This window comes from Actinomadura sp. J1-007, assembly GCF_009793335.1.
Taxonomy (GTDB): domain Bacteria; phylum Actinomycetota; class Actinomycetes; order Streptosporangiales; family Streptosporangiaceae; genus Spirillospora; species Spirillospora yumaensis.
The window spans coordinates 1,263,087-1,286,518 of sequence record NZ_WING01000002.1; the positions used below are offsets into that span (position 1 = coordinate 1,263,087).

The 23,432-nt window shown below is 74.4% G+C and carries 25 protein-coding genes; 17 read left to right on the forward strand and 8 right to left on the reverse strand.

Annotation, left to right across the window (positions count from 1 at the left end; translation table 11 throughout):
- Nucleotides 1–40 precede the first annotated feature (40 nt).
- Both cphA and GEV43_RS39665 read right to left on the reverse strand, forming a co-directional pair.
- On the reverse strand, nucleotides 41–2,638 hold the full coding sequence (cphA, locus tag GEV43_RS39660) for a cyanophycin synthetase (protein ID WP_160825757.1): 2,598 nt from the start codon (nucleotides 2,636–2,638) through the stop codon (nucleotides 41–43).
- A 5-nt stretch (nucleotides 2,639–2,643) separates the two neighbouring features.
- On the reverse strand, nucleotides 2,644–3,486 hold the full coding sequence (locus tag GEV43_RS39665) for a cyanophycinase (protein ID WP_160825758.1): 843 nt from the start codon (nucleotides 3,484–3,486) through the stop codon (nucleotides 2,644–2,646).
- Nucleotides 3,487–3,577: 91 nt separating this feature from the next.
- Here GEV43_RS39665 and lysX point away from each other — a divergent pair, with 91 nt between their 5' ends.
- Nucleotides 3,578–6,847, forward strand: coding sequence for a bifunctional lysylphosphatidylglycerol synthetase/lysine--tRNA ligase LysX (lysX, locus tag GEV43_RS39670; RefSeq protein WP_309240187.1), 3,270 nt, complete (start codon nucleotides 3,578–3,580; stop codon nucleotides 6,845–6,847).
- 268 nt (nucleotides 6,848–7,115) lie between these two features.
- Nucleotides 7,116–8,303 carry an AarF/ABC1/UbiB kinase family protein gene (locus tag GEV43_RS39675; RefSeq protein ID WP_309240188.1) on the forward strand — a complete coding sequence of 396 codons (1,188 nt, stop codon included), beginning with the start codon at nucleotides 7,116–7,118 and terminating at the stop codon, nucleotides 8,301–8,303.
- 65 nt (nucleotides 8,304–8,368) lie between these two features.
- On the opposite strand, the gene GEV43_RS39680 is transcribed toward GEV43_RS39675, so the two are convergent.
- On the reverse strand, nucleotides 8,369–9,214 hold the full coding sequence (locus GEV43_RS39680) for a siderophore-interacting protein (RefSeq protein WP_160825759.1): 846 nt from the start codon (nucleotides 9,212–9,214) through the stop codon (nucleotides 8,369–8,371).
- Between the two features lie 48 nt (nucleotides 9,215–9,262).
- A complete protein-coding gene (locus GEV43_RS39685; protein WP_160825760.1) occupies nucleotides 9,263–9,739 on the reverse strand; it encodes a MerR family transcriptional regulator in 477 nt (158 codons plus the stop codon).
- Between the two features lie 53 nt (nucleotides 9,740–9,792).
- Here GEV43_RS39685 and GEV43_RS39690 point away from each other — a divergent pair, with 53 nt between their 5' ends.
- The 11 genes from GEV43_RS39690 to GEV43_RS39735 all read left to right on the forward strand — a co-directional run bounded on the left by GEV43_RS39690 (nucleotide 9,793) and on the right by GEV43_RS39735 (nucleotide 17,397).
- A complete protein-coding gene (locus GEV43_RS39690; protein WP_160825761.1) occupies nucleotides 9,793–10,269 on the forward strand; it encodes a nuclear transport factor 2 family protein in 477 nt (158 codons plus the stop codon).
- A gap of 82 nt (nucleotides 10,270–10,351) precedes the next feature.
- Nucleotides 10,352–12,106 (forward strand): FUSC family protein, encoded by a 1,755-nt coding sequence (locus GEV43_RS39695; protein WP_309240189.1) that lies wholly within the window; start codon nucleotides 10,352–10,354, stop codon nucleotides 12,104–12,106.
- Between the two features lie 65 nt (nucleotides 12,107–12,171).
- Nucleotides 12,172–12,717, forward strand: a complete 546-nt coding sequence (locus GEV43_RS39700; protein ID WP_309240190.1) for a MarR family transcriptional regulator — start codon at nucleotides 12,172–12,174, stop codon at nucleotides 12,715–12,717.
- A gap of 89 nt (nucleotides 12,718–12,806) precedes the next feature.
- Complete coding sequence (locus tag GEV43_RS39705; RefSeq protein WP_206681592.1) at nucleotides 12,807–13,019, forward strand: hypothetical protein; 213 nt, start codon at nucleotides 12,807–12,809, stop codon at nucleotides 13,017–13,019.
- A gap of 125 nt (nucleotides 13,020–13,144) precedes the next feature.
- Nucleotides 13,145–13,741, forward strand: a complete 597-nt coding sequence (locus GEV43_RS39710) for a hypothetical protein (protein WP_160825762.1) — start codon at nucleotides 13,145–13,147, stop codon at nucleotides 13,739–13,741.
- Nucleotides 13,738–13,920 (forward strand): hypothetical protein, encoded by a 183-nt coding sequence (locus tag GEV43_RS39715; protein WP_160825763.1) that lies wholly within the window; start codon nucleotides 13,738–13,740, stop codon nucleotides 13,918–13,920. Before GEV43_RS39710 ends, GEV43_RS39715 begins: the two co-directional genes overlap by 4 nt.
- Nucleotides 13,921–14,077: 157 nt before the next feature.
- Nucleotides 14,078–14,467 (forward strand): hypothetical protein, encoded by a 390-nt coding sequence (locus tag GEV43_RS47085; RefSeq protein WP_164717254.1) that lies wholly within the window; start codon nucleotides 14,078–14,080, stop codon nucleotides 14,465–14,467.
- 5 nt (nucleotides 14,468–14,472) lie between these two features.
- Nucleotides 14,473–15,792: a hypothetical protein gene (locus tag GEV43_RS39720; RefSeq protein ID WP_160825764.1), complete on the forward strand. Its 1,320-nt coding sequence runs from the start codon at nucleotides 14,473–14,475 to the stop codon at nucleotides 15,790–15,792.
- Nucleotides 15,792–16,058 (forward strand): hypothetical protein, encoded by a 267-nt coding sequence (locus tag GEV43_RS39725; protein WP_160825765.1) that lies wholly within the window; start codon nucleotides 15,792–15,794, stop codon nucleotides 16,056–16,058. The genes GEV43_RS39720 and GEV43_RS39725 overlap by 1 nt, the downstream gene beginning before the upstream one ends.
- A 69-nt stretch (nucleotides 16,059–16,127) precedes the next feature.
- On the forward strand, nucleotides 16,128–16,937 hold the full coding sequence (locus GEV43_RS39730) for a ParA family protein (RefSeq protein ID WP_160825766.1): 810 nt from the start codon (nucleotides 16,128–16,130) through the stop codon (nucleotides 16,935–16,937).
- A 235-nt stretch (nucleotides 16,938–17,172) separates the two neighbouring features.
- Nucleotides 17,173–17,397, forward strand: coding sequence for a hypothetical protein (locus GEV43_RS39735; protein WP_160825767.1), 225 nt, complete (start codon nucleotides 17,173–17,175; stop codon nucleotides 17,395–17,397).
- A gap of 173 nt (nucleotides 17,398–17,570) precedes the next feature.
- Here the strand turns inward: GEV43_RS39735 and GEV43_RS39740 are convergent, their stop codons facing one another.
- Both GEV43_RS39740 and GEV43_RS39745 read right to left on the reverse strand, forming a co-directional pair.
- On the reverse strand, nucleotides 17,571–18,470 hold the full coding sequence (locus GEV43_RS39740) for a phosphotransferase family protein (RefSeq protein ID WP_160825768.1): 900 nt from the start codon (nucleotides 18,468–18,470) through the stop codon (nucleotides 17,571–17,573).
- Nucleotides 18,471–18,489: 19 nt separating this feature from the next.
- The gene (locus GEV43_RS39745; RefSeq protein WP_160825769.1) at nucleotides 18,490–19,623 is read right to left on the reverse strand and encodes a hypothetical protein; all 1,134 of its coding nucleotides are present in this window, start codon (nucleotides 19,621–19,623) and stop codon (nucleotides 18,490–18,492) included.
- 280 nt (nucleotides 19,624–19,903) lie between these two features.
- On the opposite strand from GEV43_RS39745, the gene GEV43_RS39750 reads away from it, so the two are divergent.
- The 3 genes from GEV43_RS39750 to GEV43_RS39760 all read left to right on the forward strand — a co-directional run bounded on the left by GEV43_RS39750 (nucleotide 19,904) and on the right by GEV43_RS39760 (nucleotide 21,707).
- Complete coding sequence (locus GEV43_RS39750) at nucleotides 19,904–20,398, forward strand: hypothetical protein (protein WP_160825770.1); 495 nt, start codon at nucleotides 19,904–19,906, stop codon at nucleotides 20,396–20,398.
- A gap of 412 nt (nucleotides 20,399–20,810) precedes the next feature.
- Nucleotides 20,811–21,104 carry a hypothetical protein gene (locus GEV43_RS39755; RefSeq protein WP_160825771.1) on the forward strand — a complete coding sequence of 98 codons (294 nt, stop codon included), beginning with the start codon at nucleotides 20,811–20,813 and terminating at the stop codon, nucleotides 21,102–21,104.
- A 216-nt stretch (nucleotides 21,105–21,320) separates the two neighbouring features.
- A complete protein-coding gene (locus GEV43_RS39760; RefSeq protein WP_160825772.1) occupies nucleotides 21,321–21,707 on the forward strand; it encodes a hypothetical protein in 387 nt (128 codons plus the stop codon).
- Between the two features lie 124 nt (nucleotides 21,708–21,831).
- Here GEV43_RS39760 and GEV43_RS48620 read toward each other — a convergent pair whose 3' ends face one another.
- Nucleotides 21,832–22,221 (reverse strand): hypothetical protein, encoded by a 390-nt coding sequence (locus tag GEV43_RS48620; RefSeq protein WP_206681593.1) that lies wholly within the window; start codon nucleotides 22,219–22,221, stop codon nucleotides 21,832–21,834.
- A 99-nt stretch (nucleotides 22,222–22,320) separates the two neighbouring features.
- Here GEV43_RS48620 and GEV43_RS39770 point away from each other — a divergent pair, with 99 nt between their 5' ends.
- Nucleotides 22,321–22,758, forward strand: a complete 438-nt coding sequence (locus GEV43_RS39770; protein ID WP_160825773.1) for a hypothetical protein — start codon at nucleotides 22,321–22,323, stop codon at nucleotides 22,756–22,758.
- Here the strand turns inward: GEV43_RS39770 and GEV43_RS39775 are convergent.
- A complete protein-coding gene (locus tag GEV43_RS39775; protein ID WP_160825774.1) occupies nucleotides 22,680–23,432 on the reverse strand; it encodes a site-specific DNA-methyltransferase in 753 nt (250 codons plus the stop codon). The genes GEV43_RS39770 and GEV43_RS39775 overlap by 79 nt on opposite strands.

Genomic DNA, 23,432 nt, shown 5'->3' on the forward strand with positions numbered 1-23,432 from the left:
TCCGGGTGCGGGACGGCGCCGAGCGTCTCCAGCAGCTCGGTCACCGGCTGGAGCCGCTCGTACAGCAGCAGGACCGGCTCGCCCGGGCGGCGAGGTCCAGCGCCGAGGTCACCGCGGCCTTGAGGTCGCCCGCCGGGCGGTGCCGCACGCCCGGCCGGGCCTCCCGCAGGCCCTCGGAGATGAGCCGGGTCATCTCCCCGGGACGGCGCCCGCGCAGGTCCTCGTCCTCGTAGACGACGACGCGGCCGAACGACCGGGCGACGGCCCGCGCGGTCTCGCCGACCAGGCTGTCGCAGCGGTCGCCGGGCAGCGTGACGGCGGCGACGCCCCCGCGGCCCCAGCGCCGTTCGACGAACGCGCCCATCGCGGTGACGGCGGCCGGGTTGTGCGCGTAGTCGACCAGCACCGGGTTGGCGCCGACCAGGTACGCGCAGCCGCGGCCCGGGTTGCGGGTGTGCGGCTCGAACGCGCGCAGCGCCCCCGCCGCCGCGTCCACCGGCACGCCGAGCGCGCGGGCGGCGGCGAGCGCGGCGAGCGCGTTCGCGACCACGTGCCGGGCGTGCCCGCCGAACGCGCCCGCGACCTCCGCCACCGATAGCACCCGGACGCGGAGCCCGGCGGACGCCTCGGTCAGCCAGCCGTCCTCGGCGACGTAGGCGGTGCCGCCCTCGGCGAGGTGCCGGACGACGGCCGGCGCGTCCGGGCGCGTCGCGAAGTAGCGGATCACCGGCTCCCGGTCGCGGACCGCGTCCCGCCCGGCCAGCGCGGCGGACGCGGGGTCCTCGGCGTTCAGGACGAGCCCGCCGCCGCGCACGATCTCCTCGGCGACCAGCGCCTTGATGCCGGCGAGGTCGTCCAGCGTCTCAGTGCCGTCCACGCCGAGGTGGTCGGCGGTGATGTTGGTGACGACCGCGACGTCGGCGCGGTCGTAGCCGAGGCCGCGCCGGACGATGCCGCCGCGCGCGGTCTCCAGCACCGCCGCGTCCACCGACCGGTCGCCGAGCACCATCTCCGCCGAACGGGGCCCGGACGCGTCGGACCTGTGCACGAGCCGCCCGCCGATGTGGACGCCGTCGGTGCTGGTCAGGCCCGTGCGCAGGCCGCACGCCTCCAGCATCCGCGCGATCATCCGGACCGTGGTGGTCTTGCCGTTGGTGCCGGTCACCGACACGACCGGGACCCGCGACGGCGTGCCCGGCGGGTACATCAGGTCCAGGACGTCCCCGGCGACGTCGCGGCCCTCGCCCTCGTACGGCGCGAGGTGCATGCGCAGGCCGGGCGCGGCGTTGACCTCCAGGATCCCGGCGGCCCCGGGATCGGACGGCGGCGGCGACGCGATGTCGGGCAGCCGCAGGTCGATCCCGCACACGTCCATGCCGACCGTCGCGGCGGCCCGCACGCACAGGTCGGCCGCCTCGGGATGGACCTCGGCGGTCACGTCCCGGCTCGTCCCGCCGGTGGACAGGTTGGCGTTGCGGCGCAGCCACACCGTCTCGCCCGCCGCCGGGACCGTGCCCGGACCGTGGCCCCGCCGCGCCAGGTTCGCCAGCTCGGCCGCGCCGAGCGCGATCCGGGTGAGCGGCCGGTCGTGGCCCTCGCCGCGCGCCGGGTCGGCGTTGACCCGCTCGACCAGCTCGGCGACCGTGGCCGCGCCGTCGCCGGTCACGTGCGCGGCGGTCACCTCGGCGGCGGCCGAGACCCGCCCGCCGACGACCAGCACCCGGTAGTCCCTGCCCGGGACGTACGACTCGACGAGCACCTCCCCGCCGCCCGCGGACGCGGCGGCGAACGCGGCCACGACCTCCGGGACGGTGGTCAGCTCGATGTGCACGCCCTCGCCCTGGTGCCCCGCGAGCGGCTTGACGACGACGGGCGGCCCGACGGAACGCAGCGCCTCGACCGCGGCGGCGGAGGTGGCGACGGTCTCGCCGTCCGGGACGGGCAGGCCCGCCTGCGCGAGCAGCCGGTGCGCGAGCCGCTTGTCGGCGGCGATCTCCATGCCGATCGCGGACGTCGCGTCCGTCATCGCGGCCCACACGGTGCGGCGGTGCCGCCCGTAGCCGAGCTGGAGCAGGTTCAGGTCGCCGACGCGGCGCACCGGGACGCCCCGCCGCCGCGCCGCCCGCGCGAGCGCCGCGGTGCTCACCCCGAGCCGTCCGCGCTCGTGCTCGGCGGCGACCCGGGCGAGGCCCTCGGCGAGGTCGGGGGCGCGCCCGGCGAGCACGCCGCCCACCAGCCGCACCGCGAGCGCGAGCAGCCCGGCGACGACCGGGCTGTCGGGCGGCTCGTCGCGCGGGCACTCCAGCACCACGTCGTAGCTGCCCGGGCCGCCCGCGCGGACGGTGCGGCCGAAGTGGACGTCGCGGCCGATCAGGCCCGACAGCTCCAGCGTGACGTGCTCGGTGACGTGCCCGAAGTAGGTGCCGCGGGCCATCGCGTCGAGCAGCCCGCCGGGACGGCCCGCCGAGCAGTGGTGGTCCGCGAGGCCGGGCAGCGCCCGGACGAGCCGTTCGGCGAAGCCGGGATGGTCGGTGGTCTCGTGCCCGGTGAGGCCCTCCAGTTCCAGGCGGGCGATCGCGACCGGGCGCGACAGGTAGACGTTGGGGCCGCCGAGGCGGCGCAGACGGTCGAGCCGCATGTGGGCTATTCCTCCTCGCCGCGCATCCGCCCGATGGCGGGGCGGCGTCGGGCCATCTCGAACGAGCAGCCGGCCGGCAGCAGGTGCAGGTCCACGTTGAACATCGCCATCGGCTCGTCGTCCTCCGCGGCGAACGCGACGACCGACTGGTCGGCGTCCACGACGGTCACCACGCCGGTGCCGACGACCTCGAACCGGTCGTCGGCGAGGACGATCGCGGTGTCCTCGTCCACCCCGACGCCGAGCAGCCTGATGTCGAGGGCGATGCCGCTGAGCAGCCTCGGCAGCCGCCCGCGCTCGTTGAAGTGCATGTCGATGAGCACGTTGTCCCACAGGCCGAGCCCGGGGCCGATCCGGACGCTGGACGCGGCGACCTCGTGCCCGTGCCCGCCGAGGATCATCCAGTGCCCCATCGCGGTGGCGCCCGCGCTGGTGCCGGCGATGACCAGGCCCTCGCCGTCCAGCCGCCGCCGCAGCAGCTCGTTGGTCCGCGAGCCGACGAGCGTGCGGATGCGGGACTGGTCGCCGCCGCTGAACAGCACGCCGGTGGCCGCGTCCAGCGCCGCGAGCGTCGCCGGGTCGTCGGCCGCGGCGCGGCCGAGCAGCCGCAGGTCGCGGACCCGGGTGACGCCGAGGCGGCCGAAGACGGCGGTGTACTCCTCGGCGACCTCGCCGGGGACGTCGGTGGCGGTCGTGACCACCACGATCCGGGCGTCCCGGCCGCCGGACAGCGTCACGAACGTCTCCAGCGGGCCGGAGCCGCAGGTGCGGTTCTCCGCGCCGCCGATGATGAGCAGCCGGCCGCGGTGGCCGGCGCCCTCCCCGGCATCCCCTTCGCTGTCCTCCACACCGGGTTGGTTACCCTGTGATCACTGAACGTAGTCGTGCGATCGCGTGGGGCCGTCCGGCCCGGGGGAACGGCATCGGTCGGGGGACAGGGTGCGCGCGAGAATCGTGGTCGGGGCCGTGCCGGGTGCGCTGTCGTGGTACCTGCGGCTGTCCGGCGTGGTGTCGATCCTCGCGTGGCTGTCGGCCGACTGGATCGAGCGGCTGCTCGACATCTGGGTGCTGCGCTGGATCGGCTACTTCGGCTGGCTGCCCAGCATGCCGTGGGGCGTGCTGCTGGTCCTGCTGTCGTCCGGCGTGCGGCGCCGCAAGCGCGCTGCCTGGCGGATCACGCTCGTCCTGCTGGCGCTGTTCTTCGGCCTGTCGGTGCTGGTGCTGATCGCCGGGGCGGCCGGCGCGGAGACCGGGCTCGGCCTCGGCGACTGGGCCGCCGCCGGAGGCTACGGGCTCGCGCTCGTGCTGCTCGTCGCGGCGCGCGGCGAGTTCGGCGCGCTCGGCGGGCGCGCCAACCTGCGCCTCGCGCTCGGCGTGTTCGCGGCGCTGCTGGTCGTCAGCGGCCTGCTCGGCACCACGCTGGTGCGCCTCACCGACCGCGACCCGGGCGGCGGGGCCTGGACGCAGCCGGTGTACGTGGTGCTCCAGACGATCCTCGGCGCGGGCGCCACCGGCGGCACCGTGGACGTGGCCGTCCCCGGCTGGGTGGACCTGATCCTCGGGGTGCTCGGCAGCGGCCTGCTCCTGGTCACGGTGTGGGCGCTGTTCCGGCCCGGCCGCCGCGCCGCGGTGCTCACGCCGGGCGAGGAGCTGACGGCCCGGCGGCTCCTCGCCTCGTACGGCGAGGACGACTCGCTCGGCTACTTCGCGCTGCGCCGCGACAAGGACCTGCTGGTCGCGCCGAACGGCCGCGCCGCGCTCGCGTACCGCGTGCAGGGCTCGGTGTCGCTCGCGAGCGGCGACCCGCTCGGCGACCCCGAGGCGTGGGGCGCGGCGATCGAGGCGTGGCTGGAGGACTGCCGCGCGCACTCCTGGACGCCCGGCGCGGTCAGCGTGGGGGAGCGGGCGGCGGTCGAGTACCGGCGGCACGGCCTGAACGTGCTGGAGCTCGGCGACGAGGCCATCGTCGACGTCGCCGGCTTCAACCTCGGCGGCCGGGAGATGCGGCAGGTCAGGCAGGCGGTGCGGCGGGTCGAGCGGGCCGGGTACACCGTCCGGATCCGGCGGCACGCGCAGATCCCCGCGGCGGAGATGGCCGCGATCGGGGAGCGCGCCGACCAGTGGCGCGAGGGCGAGACCGAGCGCGGGTTCTCGATGGCGCTCGGACGGCTCGGCGACCCGACCGACGGCCGCTGCGTGATGGTCGAGGCGTTCGACGGGGACGGCCGCCTGCGCGGGCTGCTCAGCTTCGTCCCGTGGGGGCGGAGCGGGCTGTCGCTCGACCTGATGCGCCGCGACCGCGGCGCGGAGAACGGCCTGAACGAGTTCATGGTCGCCAAGCTGGTCGAGGGGGCCGCGACCGTGGGGGTCCGCCGGGTCTCGCTCAACTTCGCGATGCTGCGCTCGGTGTTCGAGCGCGGCTCCCAGATCGGGGCGGGGCCCGCGGTGCGGCTGGCGTACGGGGTGCTGTCGTTCATGTCGCGGTTCTGGCAGCTGGAGTCGCTGTACCTGTCCAACGCCAAGTACCACCCCGAGTGGGTGCCCCGGTACGTGTGCTTCGCGCACGCCGGCGGCGGGCTGATGAGCCTCGGCCTGGCGTACGCGCGGGCCGAGGGGTTCCTGCCCAGCCTGAGCCGCCGCAGGCTGGACCGGGCCGCGAACGCCGCGCCCTCGCCCGAGCTGGTCGCCGGGATCCGCGAGATCGACGCGGCCGCCGACCGGGCGCGGGCGCCCCGGCGGCGGCTGTCGGAGCAGGAGCGCGTCCGGCACGCCAAGCTGGACCGCATCCGGGCGGCGGGCGTCGAGCCGTACCCCCTCGGCTTCGCGCGCACCGACCTGGTCGCGGGCGTCCGCGCCCGGTACGGGACGCCGCCGGCGGGCACCCGCACCGGCGGCGCCGCCGCGGTGGCGGGCCGCGTCATGCGGACCCGCGAGCACGGCCGGCTGATCTTCGTGACGCTGCGCGACGAGACCGGCGACCTCCAGGTCATGCTGGCCGCCGACGCGGTCGGGGACGCGGCCCTGCGGGACTGGAAGCGCATGGTCGACCTCGGCGACCAGGTCGGCGTCGCCGGCGAGGTCGTCACCAGCAGGCGCGGGGAGCTGTCGGTCCTCGCCTCGTCCTGGACGCTGACGGCCAAGTGCCTGCACCCGCTGCCCGACAAGCGGTCCGGGCTGGCCGACCCCGAGACGCGGGTGCGCCGCCGGGCCGTCGACCTCATCGTCAACGACGAGTCGCGGCGGATGCTGCGGATGCGCGGCGACGCGTTCCACGCGGTACGGGACGTGCTGCGCGGGCGCGGCTACCTGGAGGTCGAGACGCCGGTCCTCCAGCCCGTGCACGGCGGCGCGGCGGCCCGGCCGTTCACCACCCGGATCAACGCCTACGACCTGCGGCTCTACCTGCGGATCGCGCCCGAGCTGTACCTCAAGCGGCTGCTGGTCGGCGGGCTCGGCAAGGTCTTCGAGCTCGGCCGCGACTTCCGCAACGAGGGCGCGGACGCCACGCACAACCCCGAGTTCACGATGCTGGAGGCGTACGAGCCGTACGGCGACTACGACACGATGGCCGCGCTGGCCCGGGACCTGGTCGTGTCCGCCGCGCGCGCCGCGCTCGGCACGACCGTCGTCGTCCGCGGCGGCGCCGAGCACGACCTCGCCGGGCCGTGGGACCGCGTCACGGTGTACGGCTCGGTGTCCGGGGCGCTCGGCGAGGAGGTCACGCCGGACACCCCGGAGCGCGCCGTCCGCGCGCACGCCGGGCGGATCGGGCTGGACCCGGACCCGGACTGGGGGCAGGGGCGCGTCGTCCAGGCGATCTACGAGGCGCTCGTCGAGCACCGCCTGGCGGCGCCGACGTTCGTCCGCGACTTCCCCGCCGAGACCTCGCCGCTGACCCGCCCGCACCGCGACGACGCGCGCCTCGCCGAGAAGTGGGACCTCGTCGTGTTCGGGATGGAGCTCGGCACCGCGTACTCCGAGCTGGTCGATCCGGTGCTCCAGCGCGAGCGGCTGACCGGGCAGTCGCTGCTGGCGGCGGGCGGCGACCCGGAGGCGATGGAGCTGGACGAGGACTTCCTGCGGGCCCTGGAGTACGGGATGCCCCCGGCCGGCGGCCTCGGCATGGGGATGGACCGGCTGCTCATCGCGCTCACCGGCCGCGGCATCCGCGAGACGATCGCGTTCCCCCTCGTCCGGCCGGGAGGGTGAGCCCGCGCGGGGCCGGCGTCAAGCGGAAGACCAAACCGGTATGACCGTCTTCGCGGAGTATGTGAGAAGCTGCGGACGACGACACTAGGGACGGTCATTTCGTGAGTGACATACCCCGCCGCGCGGTCACCAGGACCGCGAAACTGGCCAGCCTGCCCTCGGGTTCGCGGGCCGCACCGCCCTCGGCCTCGGCAAGCGCACCATCGGGCGGCCCGCCGAGGCCGTCGCGCTGGAGGTCCAGCGCCGCACCGCCGACCAGCTCTTCTCCGTGCTCGGGGAGCTGAAGGGCGGCGCGATGAAGGTCGGGCAGCTCCTGTCGATCTTCGAGGCGGGGCTCCCGGAGGAGCTCGCCGGCCCGTTCCGCGCGAGCCTCACCCGGCTCCAGGAGGCCGCGCCGCCGCTGCCCGCCGCCACCGCGCACCGCGTCATGGCCGAGGGCCTCGGCCCGGACTGGCGCGACAGCTTCGCCTCGTTCGACGACCGGCCCGCCGCCGCCGCGTCGATCGGGCAGGTCCACAAGGCGGTGTGGCACGACGGCCGCGAGGTCGCCGTCAAGGTGCAGTACCCCGGCGCGGGCAAGGCGCTGATGAGCGACTTCAACCAGATCTCGCGGCTGAGCAGGCTGATCACCCCGCTGTTCCCGGGGATCGAGGTCAAGCCGGTCGTCGCCGACCTGAAGCGGCGCCTGGAGAAGGAGCTGGACTACGACGACGAGGCCCGCGCGCAGACCGCGTTCCACGACGCGTACGCCGGCGACCCCGACTTCCTCGTGCCCGCCGTCGTCGCCCAGTCCGGCAACGTGCTCGTCACCGAGTGGCTGGACGGCACGCCGCTGTCCAAGGTGATCTCGGAGGGGACGCGGGAGGAGCGCGACCGGGCGGGCCTGCTGCTGTTCCGGTTCATCCTGTCCGGGCCGGCCCGCTGCCAGATGATCCACATCGACCCGCACCCGGGCAACTTCCGCCTGCTGGACGACGGCCGCCTCGGCGTCATGGACTTCGGCGGCGCCGCCCGCGTCCCGGCCGAGCTCCAGTGGTCGATCGGGCGGCTGCTGCGCATCGGCACCATGGGCGCCCCGGACGCCATCGTGGACGCCCTGCGGGAGGAGGGCTTCCTCGCGCCCGACGGCGAGGTCGACGCCGAGGAGATGGCCGCGCTCGTCGTCCCGCACGCGACGCCGTTCGCCGAGGAGCGCTTCCGCTACACCCGCGAGTGGATGCGCCGCGAGACCGCCCGCGGCCTCGGCGTCGCCGCCGACATGCGGCCCGGCGGCATCGCCCGCCAGCTCCGGCTGCCCCCGCAGTACCTCGCCGTCAGCCGCGCCCTCGCCGGGTGCGGCGGAGTGCTCTGCCAGCTTGAGGCCGAGGGTCCCTACCGCGCCGAGGCCGTCCGCTGGCTCCCCGGCTTCGCGGGCGGGGAGGACCCGGGGACGGACGAGACCGAGGCCACCGCCTGACGCGCGTCCGTGCCGGCGGGCCCCGGTCCGGCCGGGGAGAACGTTCCAGGGGTGCGTGACCGCCGTCAGGCGAGCGCCTTGGCCTCCTCCTCCTCGACCTGCTTGTTCCACTCGCGCTTGGACGACTGCCAGCCGTCCTCGTCGCGGCCCCGGCGCCAGTAGCCGGAGATGGACAGCCGGTCGAGCGGGAGGCCGCGGTCGACGCGCAGGTGGCGGCGCAGCTCCTTGACGAACCCGGCCTCGCCGTGCACGAACGCGTGCACCTCGCCCTCGGGGAACGCCAGGTCGCGGACCGCGCCGACGAGCGCCTCGCCGACCTCGCCGCCGTCGCGGTGCAGCCACACGATCTCCGCGTCGCCCGGCGTCGGCAGCTCCTGCTCCTCCTCAGGGCCCGCGACCTCGACGAACACCCGCGCGGGCGCGCCGGTCGGGACCCGTTCGAGGGCGGCGCCGATCGCGGGGAGCGCGCTCTCGTCGCCGACCAGCAGGTGCCAGTCGGCCCGCTCGCTCGGCGCGTACGCCCCGCCGGGCCCCATGAACAGCACCTCCTCGCCGGGCTGGACGCGCGCGGCCCACGGGCCCGCGAGCCCCTTGTCGCCGTGGTGGACGAAGTCGATGGCCAGCTCGACCTTCTCCGGGTCCCACGACCGCACCGTGTAGGTGCGCGTGGTCGGCCACTGCTCGCGCGGGTACTCCGCGCGGACCCGCTCCATGTCGAGCGGCTCCGGGTACTCCACGCCGGGCTGCTTGAACAGCAGCTTGACGTAGTGGTCGGTGTACTCGCCCGCCCCGAACCCGGCGAGTCCCTCACCGCCGACCACGACCCGGATCATGTGCGGGGTGACCCGCTCGGTGCGCAGCACCGTGCCGCGGTTCAGCTTCGGCCTTCTGCGCGCCGGTTCCGTCGCCATGCGTGCCTCCGATGAGAGGATGTTCCGATCGGTATTAATTAGGTAACCCTAACTCGCGTTCGCCCCGCCTTGTTCCGCGCCGCGCCGGACGCGGCCCGGGGAGGCGTGCTCGCCGGTCCAGCGGCGGGTCGCCGCGCGCAGGCGGGGGCAGCGGTCGGCGGGATGGTCGCTCGGGCACGTGAGCAGGTGCTCCAGGTACGCCTTCGCCTCGTTCAGCCGGTCGATCTGGGCCTCGACGGCCCGGACCCGGCCCTGCACGGTCGCGCGCCAGTCGCGGCCCTCGCCGCCGCCCGCGAGGACGGCCGCGATCTCCTCCAGGCTCATCAGCCCGGTGCCCTGCCAGATCCGGACGAGCGCGATGCGGTGCAGCTCGTCCGGGCCGTACCAGCGGCGCCCGCCGCGCCGTTCGGCGGGCGCCACCAGCCCGCACTCGTCCCAGTAGCGCAGCGCCGAGACCGCCATCCCGAACCGCGCCGCCACGTCCCCGATCGGGACCAGGTCCTCCGCCTTCTCCGTGCCGTCCATGGGCCCATCCGACCTCGACCCGGCTTGAGGCGGCAAGCCGGTACGTTCGGCCCATGGCGGTCAGCAGGCAGGGCATGACGGACGAGCAGCGCAAGTCGGTGGCGCTGGAGTACCTCAAGGGCTTCGACAACGGCGGCGTCACCTCCGACGGGTCGCCGCTGCTGGACCTGTTCGCGGACGACGCGCAGGTCTGGTTCCCGAAATGGGGCCTCGCGAACGGCAGGGAGGAGATCGGGCGGCTGTTCGCGGACGTGGGCGGCACGATCACCTCGATCCGGCACCACTACGCGTCGTTCAACTGGGTCTTCTCCGGCGGCGACACGATCGTCGCGGAGGGGACGAGCCACGGGGAGCACCGCGACGGCGCGTGGCGGGCGGGCGTACCCGAGTGGGCGGCGGGGCGCTGGTGCGACGTGTTCGAGATCCGCGACTTCCTGATCCAGCGGGTGTTCATCTACCTCGACCCCGACTACGCGGGCGCCGACACCGGCCGCTACCCCTGGCTGGCGGGCGCGCGGGACGGGGACTGAGGAGGCTGGCCGGGCGGGGGCGCGGACCGGCGCCACCGGGCCCTAAATATTTCACGAGTAAATTACTTGGTAAGCTTCTGGGGTGCCCGAACAGAACCGCGCCTCCGCGACCGCCGCCCGCGTACGCCCGCTGCCGCTCAAGGGCGTGCTGCGGCTCGGGCGCGCCGCCGACATCTGGCACAAGGGCGCGCTCAGCGCTCCCGTCGCGTTCGCCGTCCCCGCCCTCGTCCTGCTCGCCGCCGGACGCCTCGACCTCGCGCTGTCCACCTCGGCGGGCGCGCTGTGCATCCTGTACGGCCACGCGCAGCCGTACGCCGCGCGGGCCCGCACGCTCGCCTGGGTCGTCCTCGGCATGGCCGCGAGCATGGGGGCCGCGCTGCTCACCGCCGCGCTGACCGGCGACGGCGCGGTACGGATCGCGGTCGCGGCGCTGCTGGCCGCCGTCCACAAGACGGTCTGCGACGCGACGCGGATCGGCCCGCCCGCCAACGTGATCTTCACGTTCACCGCGGCGAGCTGCGCGTTCCTGCCCGTGACCCTCGGCGCGATCCCGGGCCACCTGGCGCTGTGCCTGGCGGGCGGCGCGGTCGCGTGGCTGGTCGGCATGGCGCCCTGCCTCGTCCGCCCCGAGGGGCCGCAGCGGATCGCGACCGCCCGCGCCCTGGAGGCCGTCGCCCGGCTGGCGCGCGCCCAGCCCGGCACGCCCGCCGGGGCCCGCGCCCGGCACGACGCCGCCGCCGCGATCAACGCCGCGTGGGGCACGCTGTTCCGCGTCGGCGCGCGCACCCCCGCGCGGGCCGCGTCCAGGCTCGCCCTGGAACGGCTCGTCGTGCACGCCGAGACCGCCGTGGCGGGCGCCCCCGCCGATCCCGTACGGCTCGCCGCCTGGGCCCGCGGCCTGCGCAAGGGCCGCCCGCTGCCCGTCCCGCCCGCCGCCGCGCCCGGCGGCGCGGACCCCGACGAGCTGGCGGGGGTCGCCGCCGACCGCGCCGCGTCCCTGGCCCGCCCCGCCCCGACGGCGGCCCGGCTGCGGCGGCCCTCGCCCGCCGCAGCGCGCGGCGTGCGCGCCGTCGCCGCGGCGCTGCGCCCCGGCTCGCCGCTGCTGCCGATCGGGGCGCGCGTCGCGGTCGGCGGGGCGCTCGCCGGATGGGCCTCGCTGGCGCTCGGAGTCGGCCGCCCGTACTGGGCGGTCGTCACCGCCGCCGCCGTCTTCCAGGCCAACATCTCCCTGACGTGGAGGCGGGCGCTCCAGCGCGCCGTCGGCAACCTCGCGGGGCTCGCCCTGTTCACGGCGCTGCTCCCGATCACCCGTACCGGGCAGCTCGCGCTCGTCCTCGCCGTCATGGCGTTCCAGTTCGCGGCCGAGGCGACGATGGCCCGCAACTACTGGCTCGGCAGCGTGTTCGTCACGCCGATGGCGCTGCTGATGATCGAGTTCGCCGGGGCCGGGCCCGCCCGGACGCTGGTCGCCGACCGCTGGCTCGACACCTGCGTCGGCGCCGCGTTCGGCCTGCTGAGCTGCGCGGTGGTGACCAACCGCCGCGCCACCGGCCGGATCGGCGCCGCGCTGGACCGGCTCGCGGACGCCACCGACGCCGCCCGCGCGCTCGGCCGCGCCGCCGCCCCCGACCCGCTGGAGGCCGGATGGGCCCGCGACCGGGTCGCGACCGCGCTGGTCGAACTGCGCGAGGCCGTGGACGTCGCGTCCGGCGAGTGGTGGCAGGGCGCCCTCCCCGAGGAACGCGTCGAGCGGGCCGAACGCGAGGGCCACCGCGTCCTCGCCAGCCTCGCCCTGGACCCGGCCCGCACCGCCGGGACGCCCGCCGCGGGGCCGTGAGCCGAGGCGCCCGCGCGGGCGTAACATCTGCCACTGCGGACGCGGTGGCGCGGAGGGAGACGGGCGTGGGGGACGCGGAGGGCGTACGGGACGCGGGCGCCGTCGAGGACGCGGTCACCGAGGTGATGCGCCAGTGGCGCGCCCTGGACCCCGCCCTGGACGTCACGCCGATGGCGGTGATCGGCCGGATCAACCGCTGCTCGGCGCTCCTCCAGCAGGCCGCCGACGCGCCGCTGACGCGCGAGGGCCTCGTCCGGCCCGAGTTCGACGTGCTGGTCACGCTGCGCCGGCTCGGCCCCGGCGTGACCCCGACGCGGCTCGCCCGCGAGACGTTCTCCTCCGGCGCGGCGGTCACCAAGCGGCTGCGGCTGCTGGAGGAGCGCGGCCTGATCGAGCGCCGCCCCGACGCGCGGGACCGCCGCGTCCAGCACGTCTCGCTCAGCGCGGACGGCCTGGCGCTGATCGGCCGGCTGATGCCCGAGCAGATCACCTACGAGGCGTCGCTGCTGTCGGGGCTCCCGGCCGAACGGCGCGAGCAGCTCGCCGGGACGCTCGCCGAGCTGCTGGTCGTCCTGGAGGGCAGGCTCCGCGGGGCCTTTCCCGGCAGGTGAACCGCGCTTCCTCTGGCGGCGGGATGCCGGTACGTTCGGGTCACCGCGCGGGCACTCCCCGTCCCGCCGAGGCGCCCCGGAGGAACGTCGTGGACCACACAGGGACCGTGCTCGCGTCGCTGCTCGCAGCCGTCGCCGACGGGACGGTCGAGATCGTCGACCTGACCGCGCCGCTGTCGGAGTCGACGCCGATCCTGCGGCTGCCCGAGCCGTTCGCCAACACCGTGCCGTTCTCGCTGCGGGAGATCAGCCGCTACGACGACCGCGGCCCCGCTTGGTACTGGAACGGTATCGACTACTGAACGCTGTAGTGACCTGCGTTTTCGCAGGTGACTTCCGAGCGTCATAGCCGAACTTATCTGCACCGATGCCCGGCATCTCGGAAAGCCTCTGACCTGGGGAACCCTACCCCCTGGAGGACCGAGACATGCCGAGCTACTCCATCGGCGAGCTGTACTTTGACTTCGCCCCGCTGGACGACCACCGCCCGACGTGCAGCCGTGCGGGGACCGCGCTGTGGGAGGTCGCCCGCCTCGGCCGGTCGCGGCTGCGCAGCCAGGAGTCCGGCGGCGACTACACCGAGACCACGTTGCGGATGCTGTGCCGCGAGTGCGGCGTCGTCCGCCTGGAGCGGGGCGAGGGGCTGATCCACGAGCTGACCAACGTGGCCCAGATCGGCTACGGCGGCAAGCCGTCCCGCTGCGCTGGCCTCTGGCTGCACCCCGGTCCGCTGTTCGGATACCGCGAGCTGGACGAGCTCGGCCCCGAGACCTTCTACGCGACCGGCAGCGCGACGGCGCCGACCGCGCGCGAGGACGTGATCGGGACGGTGTCCTGGTACAAGACCGAGCGCCGCGCGACGCGCTGGTCGGCCGGGTACCGCCTCACCGAGTACGGCAACGCCGCCCGGGTGCCCAACCCCAACCACTTCTCCAGCAAGACCGCGGCCGCGCGCTGGATCGCCGAGCAGCACGCCGCTGAGCTCGCCGCCGGCAAGGCCGCGGCGGCGCAGGGCGCGCCGTGACCGACCAGCAGCGGGACCTGTTCGGGCCGCTGCACGTGTACGAGATCCAGCCGCGCCGCGACCAGCTGCTGGCCGAGGCGGCGCGGCTGGTGCGCACGGTGCGGATCGCGGTGGCGGTGTGGACCGCGCTCGCGCTCGGCGTGGCGCTGGGGGTGCTCGTGGTCCTGCTGCGCGGCTGACCCCCTATGACCCCGGGCCCGCCCTCCCTAGGGGGTGGGGGCGGGCCCGGTCTTCCCCCGCACCACCGACCCCCTGCAACCCCCCGATCCATGGAGACACCATGAAGATCATCATCATCGCCGCGGGTCTCGCCGCGGCCGCGGTCGCGCTGTCCGGGTGCGAGGACCTGGAGACCGCCGCCGACCCGAACCTGTCGACCGCCCGAGCGGCAGCGCGGGCGCGAAGTCGGGCAAGAGCGGCGGCCCGGGCGGCGAGCCGGCCCGCAAGGACGGGCTGCACGAGATCACCTACCGGATCACCGGGTCCGCCGAGCGGGGGATGATGACCTACTCCACCCCGTCCGGGCAGGAGCAGGTCACCAAGCCGGTGCCGTGGGCGAAGCGGTTCCGGGCCAAGGCGGGCGAGTTCCTGTCGATCTCGGCGCAGAACGAGGGATCGGGCACGATCTCCTGCACCATCACGGTGGACGGCAAGGTCATCAAGCGCGCCAAGTCGAGCGGCGAGTACACGATCGCCGCCTGCGACGCGATGCTCGGGGTGGGCTAATGACCATGACCGAGCCCACGATGAACACGGAGGCGGAGACGGGGTGGCCGCCGTACGGGAGCCGGGTGGTGGCGACCAAGCGCGACACCACCCGGACGGTGCGCAAGACCGGGGTGCTGCTGCCGCCGGCCAAGCCGAGCGGGCCGGCGCGGCTGCACACCGACACCGACCGGCTGCTGCGGCTGCCGCGCTCCGGGTGGATGGTGGCGCCTGAGACTCCCACCGTCGAGCAGCGCCGGTCGAGGGCGCGCACGCTGTGCCCGCAGGGCCGCCCGGTGTACCGGTGGAATGACGAGCTGGCCCCGCAGCTGGCCACCTCGTCCATGCTCCGGCGCGCCCGCCGCCGCCCGGCCGAGGGGCAAGAGCCGATCGCCTCGTACCTGATCACGGGGAAGAAGGACTACGCGCCGCTGTACGCGGTCGCGGACACGGTGCCGCTGCCCGCGCTGTCGCCCGCCCGGGCGGCGGCGTGGGACCGCGCCCGCACCTGCGCGCGATGCGGCACCCGGCGCCGTGACTTTGACGGCCCGTACGCGGCCGGGCGCGACGGCGCCCGCTACTGCGGCGACTGCCAGGAACCGGCCGCGGAACGGTGGTGGCACGCCGAGCGCGACGCCGGACGGGCGGCTGCGGGGGCGTGGGCGCGCGGCGTCCTGGACGCCGCGGCCGCCGACCCGAGCCAGGTGGCGCTGGCCGCCATCGGGTACGCGACCCTGGCGTACGTGCCGATCACGGCGACGACCTGGGACGGGCAGCCGCTGATCTCGGCCAAGGTGGGCACCAGCCCGGACTACCCCTCCGAGCGGTACGCACGCCCGGCCGACGTCATCGAGCAGCTGCGTGCGCTGCAGGGCCGCCGGCTGATCGTGTGGCGAGATGAGCCGCGGAACCTGGAGCGGCTGCTGGAGGCCGTCCGCCGGGAGGTGCCCGACGCCGGCGACCTCGCCCTGGCCCTCGCCGAGGGCGACCAGGCCGGGCGGCACTGGGACGAGTGGATCGCCGCGCGCGGCCCCGGCGTGCAGCTGACGCACCCGTTCCGGCTCCAGTGGTGGCTGCACCAGCAGCACCCGCCGTCGTGGGACCCGCCCGAGCTCCTCGGCCACGTTCAGCACGTCGTGTGCGAGATGGCCTCCATCACGGGGCCGTACTGGTGGCGGGCCACCTGCCTGGACCCCGGCTGCGGCCTGGCGCCCCGCGCCGGCACCAGCCGCGCCGCCAAGGACTGGGCCGACCAGCACCACGCCGACACCGGCCACCAGGTTCTCCACACCACCGAGCCCAGCACCCCGACTCGCGATGCGGACGAGACGACCAGGAGCAGCTGATGGTGCAGATGAGGCTGATGCACTCCGACCCCGACAAGGTCCGCGCGGTGGCCGAGCTGGTGCTGCCGCTGCTGCGCGCCTCGGGCGTGCTGATGGTCGGCGACGAGACCGAGATCCCCAACCGCCGTGACGGCGGTCTGCGGATCGTCGTCGACGTCACCGCGGCCGGGCCCGCGGTCCGGGTCACCGCCGAACCCGGCGAGCCCGAGGACGGTTCCGCGGCCGCCGTCGGCGACCCCGAACGGCGCCGCCTGGACCGGCCCTGACCTCTGCCCGTACGACGTCCTCGGGGGCGGCGCGCGCCGCCCCGAGGATCCCAACCCCCAGGAGAGAAGATGACGGTTACCGCATTCGTGCACCACAAGGGCGGTGTGGGCAACACCATGCTGCTGCAGCTGCTGGCGGGCGAACTCGCCCGCCGCGGCCGCCAGGTCCTGGCCGTGGACCTGGACCCGCAGGCGAACCTGTCCCGCCGGATGGGCTACCAGGAGAGCCAGCTGGAGAACCGGGTCACCGTGGCCGAGGTCATCAAGACCGCCGACCCGCAGCTGCTGATGGATCGGCACCTGCCGTGCCAGTGGGAGGAGGACTGGGCGCAGAACATCCGCCTGCTGCCGTCGCGGCTGGAGCTGGAGAACAGGGTGCCCGAGGCCGGCATCCCGGGGTCCTGGCGGCGGCTGCACCTGGCGCTGGAACTCGCCCGCGGCGCGTTCGATGACGTCCTGATCGACCTGCCGCCGACGATGGGACACCTGTTCGACCTGGCGTGCTGCGCGGCGGACGGCCTGCTGCTGCCCACCTCGCCCACCTACGACGGGATGCGCGGCACGCAGCGGATCATCGACACCGTCAACGACCCCGAGCGGCGCACCGCGCTGGGCCTGCACGCCTGGATCTGGGGCGTGATCCTCAACGGCAAGCGCTCCGGCGTCGCCGACCACGCCGAGCGCATCGACCAGGCCACCGCCCGGTGGGGCGACCTGCTGTGGGGCCACCCCATCACCCTGCGCCAGCCCGTCGCGTCCTGCGAGGAACGCGCCGAGCCGCCGCAGCGCACCCCCGGCGAGGCCGGCGTGATGATCCGCGCGGCCGGCGCCGCGATCGCCGACCGCTACCTCGCCGACCGCCAGGCCAGCGCGGCATGAGCCGCCGCCCCCTCCCGCCCGTGGAAGGCGACGCACCGATCGAACGCGGCGTCGGCCCCACCGCGACCCAGGCCCAGCCCCAGCCCGCGCAGCCGTCGCCGCCGGTGCAGCCCGCAGGCCCCAGCGGACAGCTGATGGCGGTGCCCGGCCCGGACGCTCCGGGCAGCCCGGCCTCGCCAGACGCGCCCGTAACCCCGAGGGCGAGCAGGACGGTACGCCGTTCGGGCCGGTCGGCATGGGCTGGGTCCGCCCCGCCGACCCGCCGCCGACCGACATCCCGCACGCCACCGACCTGTGCGGCCCGCGCCAGAAGATCACCCGGGAGCAGATCAGCGCACACGTCCCCGAGGCCCTGCGCCTCAAGCGCCGCCTCACGATCTACGCCCTGGACCACGGGACCGACGTGCAAGACGTCGTGGCCGTCGCCCTGGACCAGTGGCTGCGCGCACAGCAGGCATGACCTCGCTCACCGGATGATCGTCTAAGTACTTAGGTGATCAGCTAAGTGGTTAGGTGGGCGAAGTGTCTGGGCAGACACGGACGTGAGGATCAGTTGCCAACGCCCCGCCGGTCGCAAGGATCGGCGGGGCGTCGGCGTGTGGTGCAAACACGCGTTATCAGCCTAGGTTGTCGCTAGCTGCGGCGAGGGCTATTCCAGCGCGCGGTCACTTTCCGCGTCCTGAGGGTTTCGAGACGGTGTGCCACCTCAGCCCGAGCCCACGATTGTGTGGGGGCCTTCCGTACGTACGGGCTCAGGCCAGTGATCTCCCGGACCTGGATCAAGGTCTCGAACCCAGGCCAGTGGCGGGCATCCCACCCGTATGCCGAGGTGAACTGGAGCAGGTCGGCGTCGCTGTGGCGACCGAAGCGCCTTGCCATATAGAACGGCTGGATCACGTCCCACTCGCGTGGGCCCAGAGAGACGTGATCCCAGTCGGCCAGCACCACGCCGTCCTTTGTCCGGATGACGTTGTTCGAGTGGCTGTCGCCGTGGATCAGGCCGCGTGCCAGCACGGTCGGCAGGTCCGCCCATGCCTCTCGCAACACGGTGATCCGGGACTGGAGCCATTGCCGATCCTCATCGGCCATGCCCCCCGGATGGTGCCGGATCGCGCTCGCCACGCTGTCGAACGGGTCCGACAGGGTGGGGAGATGGAGGTCGGCGGGCGGAGCGGGCTGATGGTGCAGGGCGCGCAGTAGCTCTCCGAGTTCCGCCCCGGTGGCGGGCGGCCCGTCAGACACGTCAAGCAGGCGCCACATGGAGACCACCTGCCCATCCACGAGGAAGGGGGCGCCGCACGGAACAACGCACGGATACCCTCGCCCGGCAAGCCATCGGGTCGCCCTTACCGAGATGGCGACACGGTCGTGCGCGTCGGGGTTTCCTGCGATGCGGACGAGACGTCCGGCGGCTGGGAGCGCGACGGCGGTGTTGCTGTGCCGGTGCATCACGCGAGCATCATCCACGGGGACCTGGTCGCGCTCATGCACTGCTGTGAGGACGGCAGCGATGTTGTCGGGCAGACTCGGCATGAGGCATCCGTCCCCGTTGCTAGCGGCCGCACACCTCCAGCACCGGGCGTGCCGCTTCCTGCACGTCCTCCACCATCGGCTCGTTCTGGTACGGGGCCAAGGCATCGAGCACTTCGCGCGTCCGGATGCAGATGCGCCGGGACGATACCTGACTGGCGAGCTGGAGAAACTCGTGCGCGGTGGCGCACGCCTGCTCTACGTCGAGGGACTGGGCGTGTCCGATCGCGAGGATGCCGAGTGAGAAGGCGCGTGGCCGCACCTCGGTGCGCTCGGCAAGGCTGGCCTCGGCAGCCCGGACGGCGTCCCGGCCCATGCCCAGGTTCACGTAGCAGCGACCCTCTTCATGCCGCAGGTGGCCCAGACCGTACGGCCCCATCCAGTGCGGTTCCTCGGCCGTGCCCGCCGCCTCGTAGGCGTCCCAGACCCGTCCGAGTACGCGCTGAGTTTGTGCTCGGTCCCCGGCCATCGACCAGGCCAGCGCGTGCTTCGTGGTCAGGAACGCGCGGCCGATCGGCGGAGCCGCCCGTGCCACGCCTGCGGCACCCTCGGTGTAGGCGAGCGCCTGCTGTATGAAGGCGTGCTTTTGCGCAGGGCGTACGGCCAAGGCGGCATGGTGCATCTCGTGTTCGCCGCGGCGTGACAGAGTCCAGGCCGTCAGCGTGATGTCCTGGCTCTCGGCCGCCATGCTGGAGGCACGCCCCAACAGGCTGACGGCCATGCTCGCCTGATCGGCGTCCAGGTGCATCGCGGCCACTCGCATCACGAACTCGGTGGCGACGCTGAACAGGCGTCGACGCACCTCATCGGGAGCAGGACCGTGCAGCCTTGGCTCGATGACATCGGACAGGTAGTCGGTGGCCTGCCGGCGGATACGTGCGCCGCCGAACCGCCGGTCGCTCGTCATCAGCGCGGCGAGCATCATCCCGATGGCCTCGGCGTCGCCTTCGCTTGGCGGAGGTGGCGCGGCCCGATCCGGGCCGTCCCCGAAGAGATCGTCCATGCTCATGCCGAACACGTGGCAGTACAGGATGCGGTAGCGCTCGGAGATCCGTACGACGGTTCCATCTTCCCAGCGCTCAATGTTTCTAGCCAAGCTGCGAGTGGTCGGCATCTTGTGTGGGTATTCAGCGGCATTTCTGATTTCCACTGCCATGCCGGGTATGTCCCACCCGCGATCTCTGCGCTCACGCCGTAGTCGCGCGCGTATCTCAGGGGTCGTCGCATAAGCCATGAGCGTGCACCTCGCTACCTGGCGACAGAACCGTGACATCAAGCATGTCGCATTCTGTCGAAGGTTGTCGGCTAGAGCCGCAGATCATTCGAGCGGTCCACTGAAGGGGCCAACATCGCTACCGACCATGGCGAGGCCCCATGCACCACATGACCCGAACTCAGCAACGACCGACCGCGAAGCCAGCGCGTGAGGTGACGTCGTGACGATCGAGGCTGATGACCTTGAAGTGCTGCAGGTTCTGCGGCAGCGCCGCCCCGGGTGGTGGTTCTCTCACGGTGGTCCGTCGCCGAACTACTGGCACGCACAGCGCCGTGGCTTGCGACGGCAGCGCGCGTTGGTGACGACCGTGGAGGCGGCCAGCGCCGCCGAGCTGGAGTTGCTGCTGGACGAGGTGGAGGACCTGGACGGCCGCCAGGCGGTGCGGGAACTCGTCGCCGAGATCCGCGAGCGCGGTGCCTACGCCCGTAAGACCGGGATGGTGGCGCTGGTGCGCTGGCTCGACTCGCCGGCCGAGGGCTACGTGCCGGTCGACCACTACGTGGAAGTCGAATCCGGTGAGTTCCGGTGGCGGGAGGTGCCGAGCGGCGAGGCGGGCCCGGTGGATCCGGTGATCGGGCCGATCGGGGAGATCCCGGCGGCGGCCGAGCGGGTCGTGGCCGTGGTGCGGGCCGTTGCGCAGGCGGGTGCGTGGTGACCGCGCCCCGCGGCGGTGACGGTGCGCCGAGCGCGGCCGCCATGAGCGTGACTCCGCGGCTGCCTGGGGCGAAGGTCTGGTACGGCCTGGCGACCGGCCGCTGGTGGGCGATCGACACCAGCCAGCCCCCGGAGTGGCAGCGTCTGGTGGAGGCCGGCGACCCCGAGGCGCTGGCCGCAATGGTGATCGCGGACCGTCATGCGGCCGTGGACCGTCGTGCGGCCTCCCGTTCCGCAGATGCCTGGGCGCCGGGCCGGTCCGGCTCGGCACCCGCGAGGGGGGATGGTCCCGCCGCCGGCGCGCACGACCCCGTGCGCGCCGGCGGCGGGACCCAGCACCCGCCTACCGCCTCGCCCGCGTACGGCCGCGGGTTCCCCGCCGAGTCGATGCCGCCTGGGTGGGGGGAGGCGGCATGGGCGCCCAACCGACGCGGGCGGTGATGATGCAAATCGCGTTGGAGCGCAACGGCTGGGCCGCCCGGCTGCGCGACGACGGGTCGCTGACGCTGACGCGGATGGACGCGCCCCGCCCGGGCCGCGCGCCGGCCGCGCTGCCGACGTTGGTGTGGCAGCCGCTGCGGCCCGGCGGCTGGGAGTGGCTGCACTGGCGGCCGCCGTCCGGCGCCCTGATCCCGATCGCCCCGGCGCACATGATCAGCGACGCCGTCCGGCTGGTCACGCGGACGCTGGAGCGGCGCTCCCTATAGACCCGCGGCGGGCTGCACCGGTCGGGGTAGCAGCCGGGCCGCGGCGCGCGGCGGCGTCCACCCGTCCTCCCTTCCCACCCTGAGGGGAGCACCGGGCAGACGCCGCCGCGCCTCCACACGGGCGGGTGCGCGCAGCGCGGACCTTGGCGGGGATAGCCGCGCGCACCCGCTCCAACCACCCCCGACCCACACCTAGCCAGGAGGACCAGGAAACCCATGACCATGACCACCATGGCGTGGCTGCCCGATCCGTACGGGCCGCTGTTCGATCTGCTCGCCGAGCTGCGCCGCCTGGTCCCGGACGTGGCCGCGGTGCACATCAAGACCCCCGCCGGTCACGAGTGGTACCAGGCGGGTGATCCCGAGCAGTACGTCCGCGTGATCTACCGCCACCGCGGCCCGTGGAAGATCGGCGTCGCCAGCAAGACCGCTGCCGCGGCCGGCGAGGGGTACGTGTGGGTGGACGGCCCGCACCGCGGGGAGCGGCTCGGCCCGGTGTCGGTCCGGCGGTCGCGGTGCGGGAGGTCGCGTGGGTGCTGCGGGCGCGGGTCCGCGAGGTGTGACCGGTCTGCTTGGCGGAGCGTCCAGCGTACGGCCACATGACGAAACGCCCGGCCCTCCCCGTTCGGGGAGGGCCGGGCGTCGACCGTTCCCGGGCCCTCCCTGCTGGGCGCGGGTGCCCCGGCGTAGCGGACGGTACCGCCGCCGGATATGTCGTGTCAGCAGATCATCGTGATCCGCCCCTCGCCTGCTGCTGGGCTTGCCGCTGGACGGTGAGCAGCTGGTTCTGCAGCTGCTGGTAGAAGGCGGCCACCTCGGCGCCGGTCTTCTCGTGGTCGATCACCAGGCGGGTGTGGATGGGGACGTTCAGGCCGTAGCCGGGGGCGGAGGCGGCGCCGAGCAGTCGCCCGGCGGCGGGCCAGCGCTGCTCGGCTGCCCGCACCGCCACGTAGTAGACCAGTTGCACCGCCACGAGCATGACGCCGCTGATCGCGGCGGTCGCCTGGGCGGACAGGTCGGCGGGGATGGTGACGCCGGCGGCGAGCGCCAGGCCCACCACGGCGCCGACGAGCTTGCCGGTCCAGTCGCGGATGATGCTGGTGATCAGATCGGACACCGGGTCCTCCAGTTGGGTGACAGACAAATGCATCGGCGCACGTCACAGCGCCGGGATACGCTGATGGTTGTAGGCGCACCTTCCAGGGAGTGCACAGCGATGGACCCCACGCCGGCCCGCACCGTCGCCCACACCGCCCGGCACGCCGCCCGTCTCGACACCAGCCCCGACGCCACCGCCCCGGTGTGCGGCGTCTGCGGCCGTCCGGTCACCGGGACCGGCGCGCAGCTGCGCCACGCTGGCGAGGCGCGCCGCCCGCAGCTGGTCCCCGCCCGCGGGGACCTGGCGGCCGTGCGCCGCGCCGAGCTGATCGCCCAGCGCGCGCTGACCGGTGTGACGTGGACGCCGCACACCACCGACGCCGACCGCGCGGCCGCGGTGGTGGAGGCGCTGTACGCGGCCGGGCTGATCGCGGCGCGGCCGCGGACGGTGCGGCCGCGGCCGCCGGGTGGTGCGGGTCAGCCGACCGGTTCGCCGACCGCCCCGGCCCCGTCGGCGGCCGCGGCGGTGAGGCGTTCGCGGGCGATCGTGGCGTAGTGCTCGGTGATCTCACAGCCGATGAAGGCACGGTCCTCGGCGAGCGCGGCCACGCCGGTGGACCCGGCGCCGGCGAACGGGTCCAGCACCACGGCACCGGGCGGGGACACCCGCACCAGTTGCCGCAGCACGGCGACGGGTTTCTGGGTGATGTGCCGGCGTTCCTTCCCGCGCGGCTGTGAGCCCTCGACCAGCCCGGGCAGATACACCGGTTCAGGGTGGCGGGCCGGGGGACCGGAGGAGGCCCACAGCACGTACTCGCACTCGCGGCGGAACCCGTCGCGGCACGGCCTGCTGATCGGTTTGCGCCAGGGGATCACCCCGCGCCAGGTCCACCCGGCGGCCTGCAGCGCGTCGGAGGTGGCGGGCAGTTGCCGCCAGTCGGTGAACACCAGCGCGGACGCGCCGGGCTCGGCGACGCGCAGGCATTCGGACAGCACGAGCGTGAGCCAGTACCCGAAGCTGCGCTGGTCGCGGTTGTCGCCGGCGAAGTCGGCCAGGGCGTGCTTGGCGTTCCCGTTGACGTACTTGCCGCGGATCGAATCGCTGCGGCGTTCGGTGGCGGTGCGGCCGCCGGAGTTGTAGGGAGGGTCGGTGATGATGCAGCCGACCGACGCGGTCGGCAGGGTGGGCAGCACGGCGAGCGCGTCGCCGTGGTGGATCGTCCAGGTCAC

Bases quoted from the DNA above. Each gene is read 5' to 3' on its own strand.
- GEV43_RS39770 (WP_160825773.1), top strand. From the start codon at position 22,321: ATGGACCCCACGCCGGCCCGCACCGTCGCCCACACCGCCCGGCACGCC.
- GEV43_RS39730 (WP_160825766.1), top strand. From the start codon at position 16,128: ATGACGGTTACCGCATTCGTGCACCACAAGGGCGGTGTGGGCAACACC.
- GEV43_RS39755 (WP_160825771.1), top strand. From the start codon at position 20,811: ATGGGCGCCCAACCGACGCGGGCGGTGATGATGCAAATCGCGTTGGAG.
- cphA (WP_160825757.1), bottom strand. From the start codon at position 2,638: ATGCGGCTCGACCGTCTGCGCCGCCTCGGCGGCCCCAACGTCTACCTG.
- GEV43_RS39735 (WP_160825767.1), top strand. From the start codon at position 17,173: ATGGGCTGGGTCCGCCCCGCCGACCCGCCGCCGACCGACATCCCGCAC.
- GEV43_RS39710 (WP_160825762.1), top strand. From the start codon at position 13,145: ATGCCGAGCTACTCCATCGGCGAGCTGTACTTTGACTTCGCCCCGCTG.
- GEV43_RS39745 (WP_160825769.1), bottom strand. From the start codon at position 19,623: ATGGCAGTGGAAATCAGAAATGCCGCTGAATACCCACACAAGATGCCG.
- GEV43_RS39685 (WP_160825760.1), bottom strand. From the start codon at position 9,739: ATGGACGGCACGGAGAAGGCGGAGGACCTGGTCCCGATCGGGGACGTG.
- GEV43_RS39760 (WP_160825772.1), top strand. From the start codon at position 21,321: ATGACCATGACCACCATGGCGTGGCTGCCCGATCCGTACGGGCCGCTG.
- GEV43_RS39680 (WP_160825759.1), bottom strand. From the start codon at position 9,214: ATGGCGACGGAACCGGCGCGCAGAAGGCCGAAGCTGAACCGCGGCACG.
- GEV43_RS39725 (WP_160825765.1), top strand. From the start codon at position 15,792: ATGGTGCAGATGAGGCTGATGCACTCCGACCCCGACAAGGTCCGCGCG.
- GEV43_RS39740 (WP_160825768.1), bottom strand. From the start codon at position 18,470: ATGCCGAGTCTGCCCGACAACATCGCTGCCGTCCTCACAGCAGTGCAT.
- GEV43_RS39720 (WP_160825764.1), top strand. From the start codon at position 14,473: ATGACCGAGCCCACGATGAACACGGAGGCGGAGACGGGGTGGCCGCCG.
- GEV43_RS39690 (WP_160825761.1), top strand. From the start codon at position 9,793: ATGGCGGTCAGCAGGCAGGGCATGACGGACGAGCAGCGCAAGTCGGTG.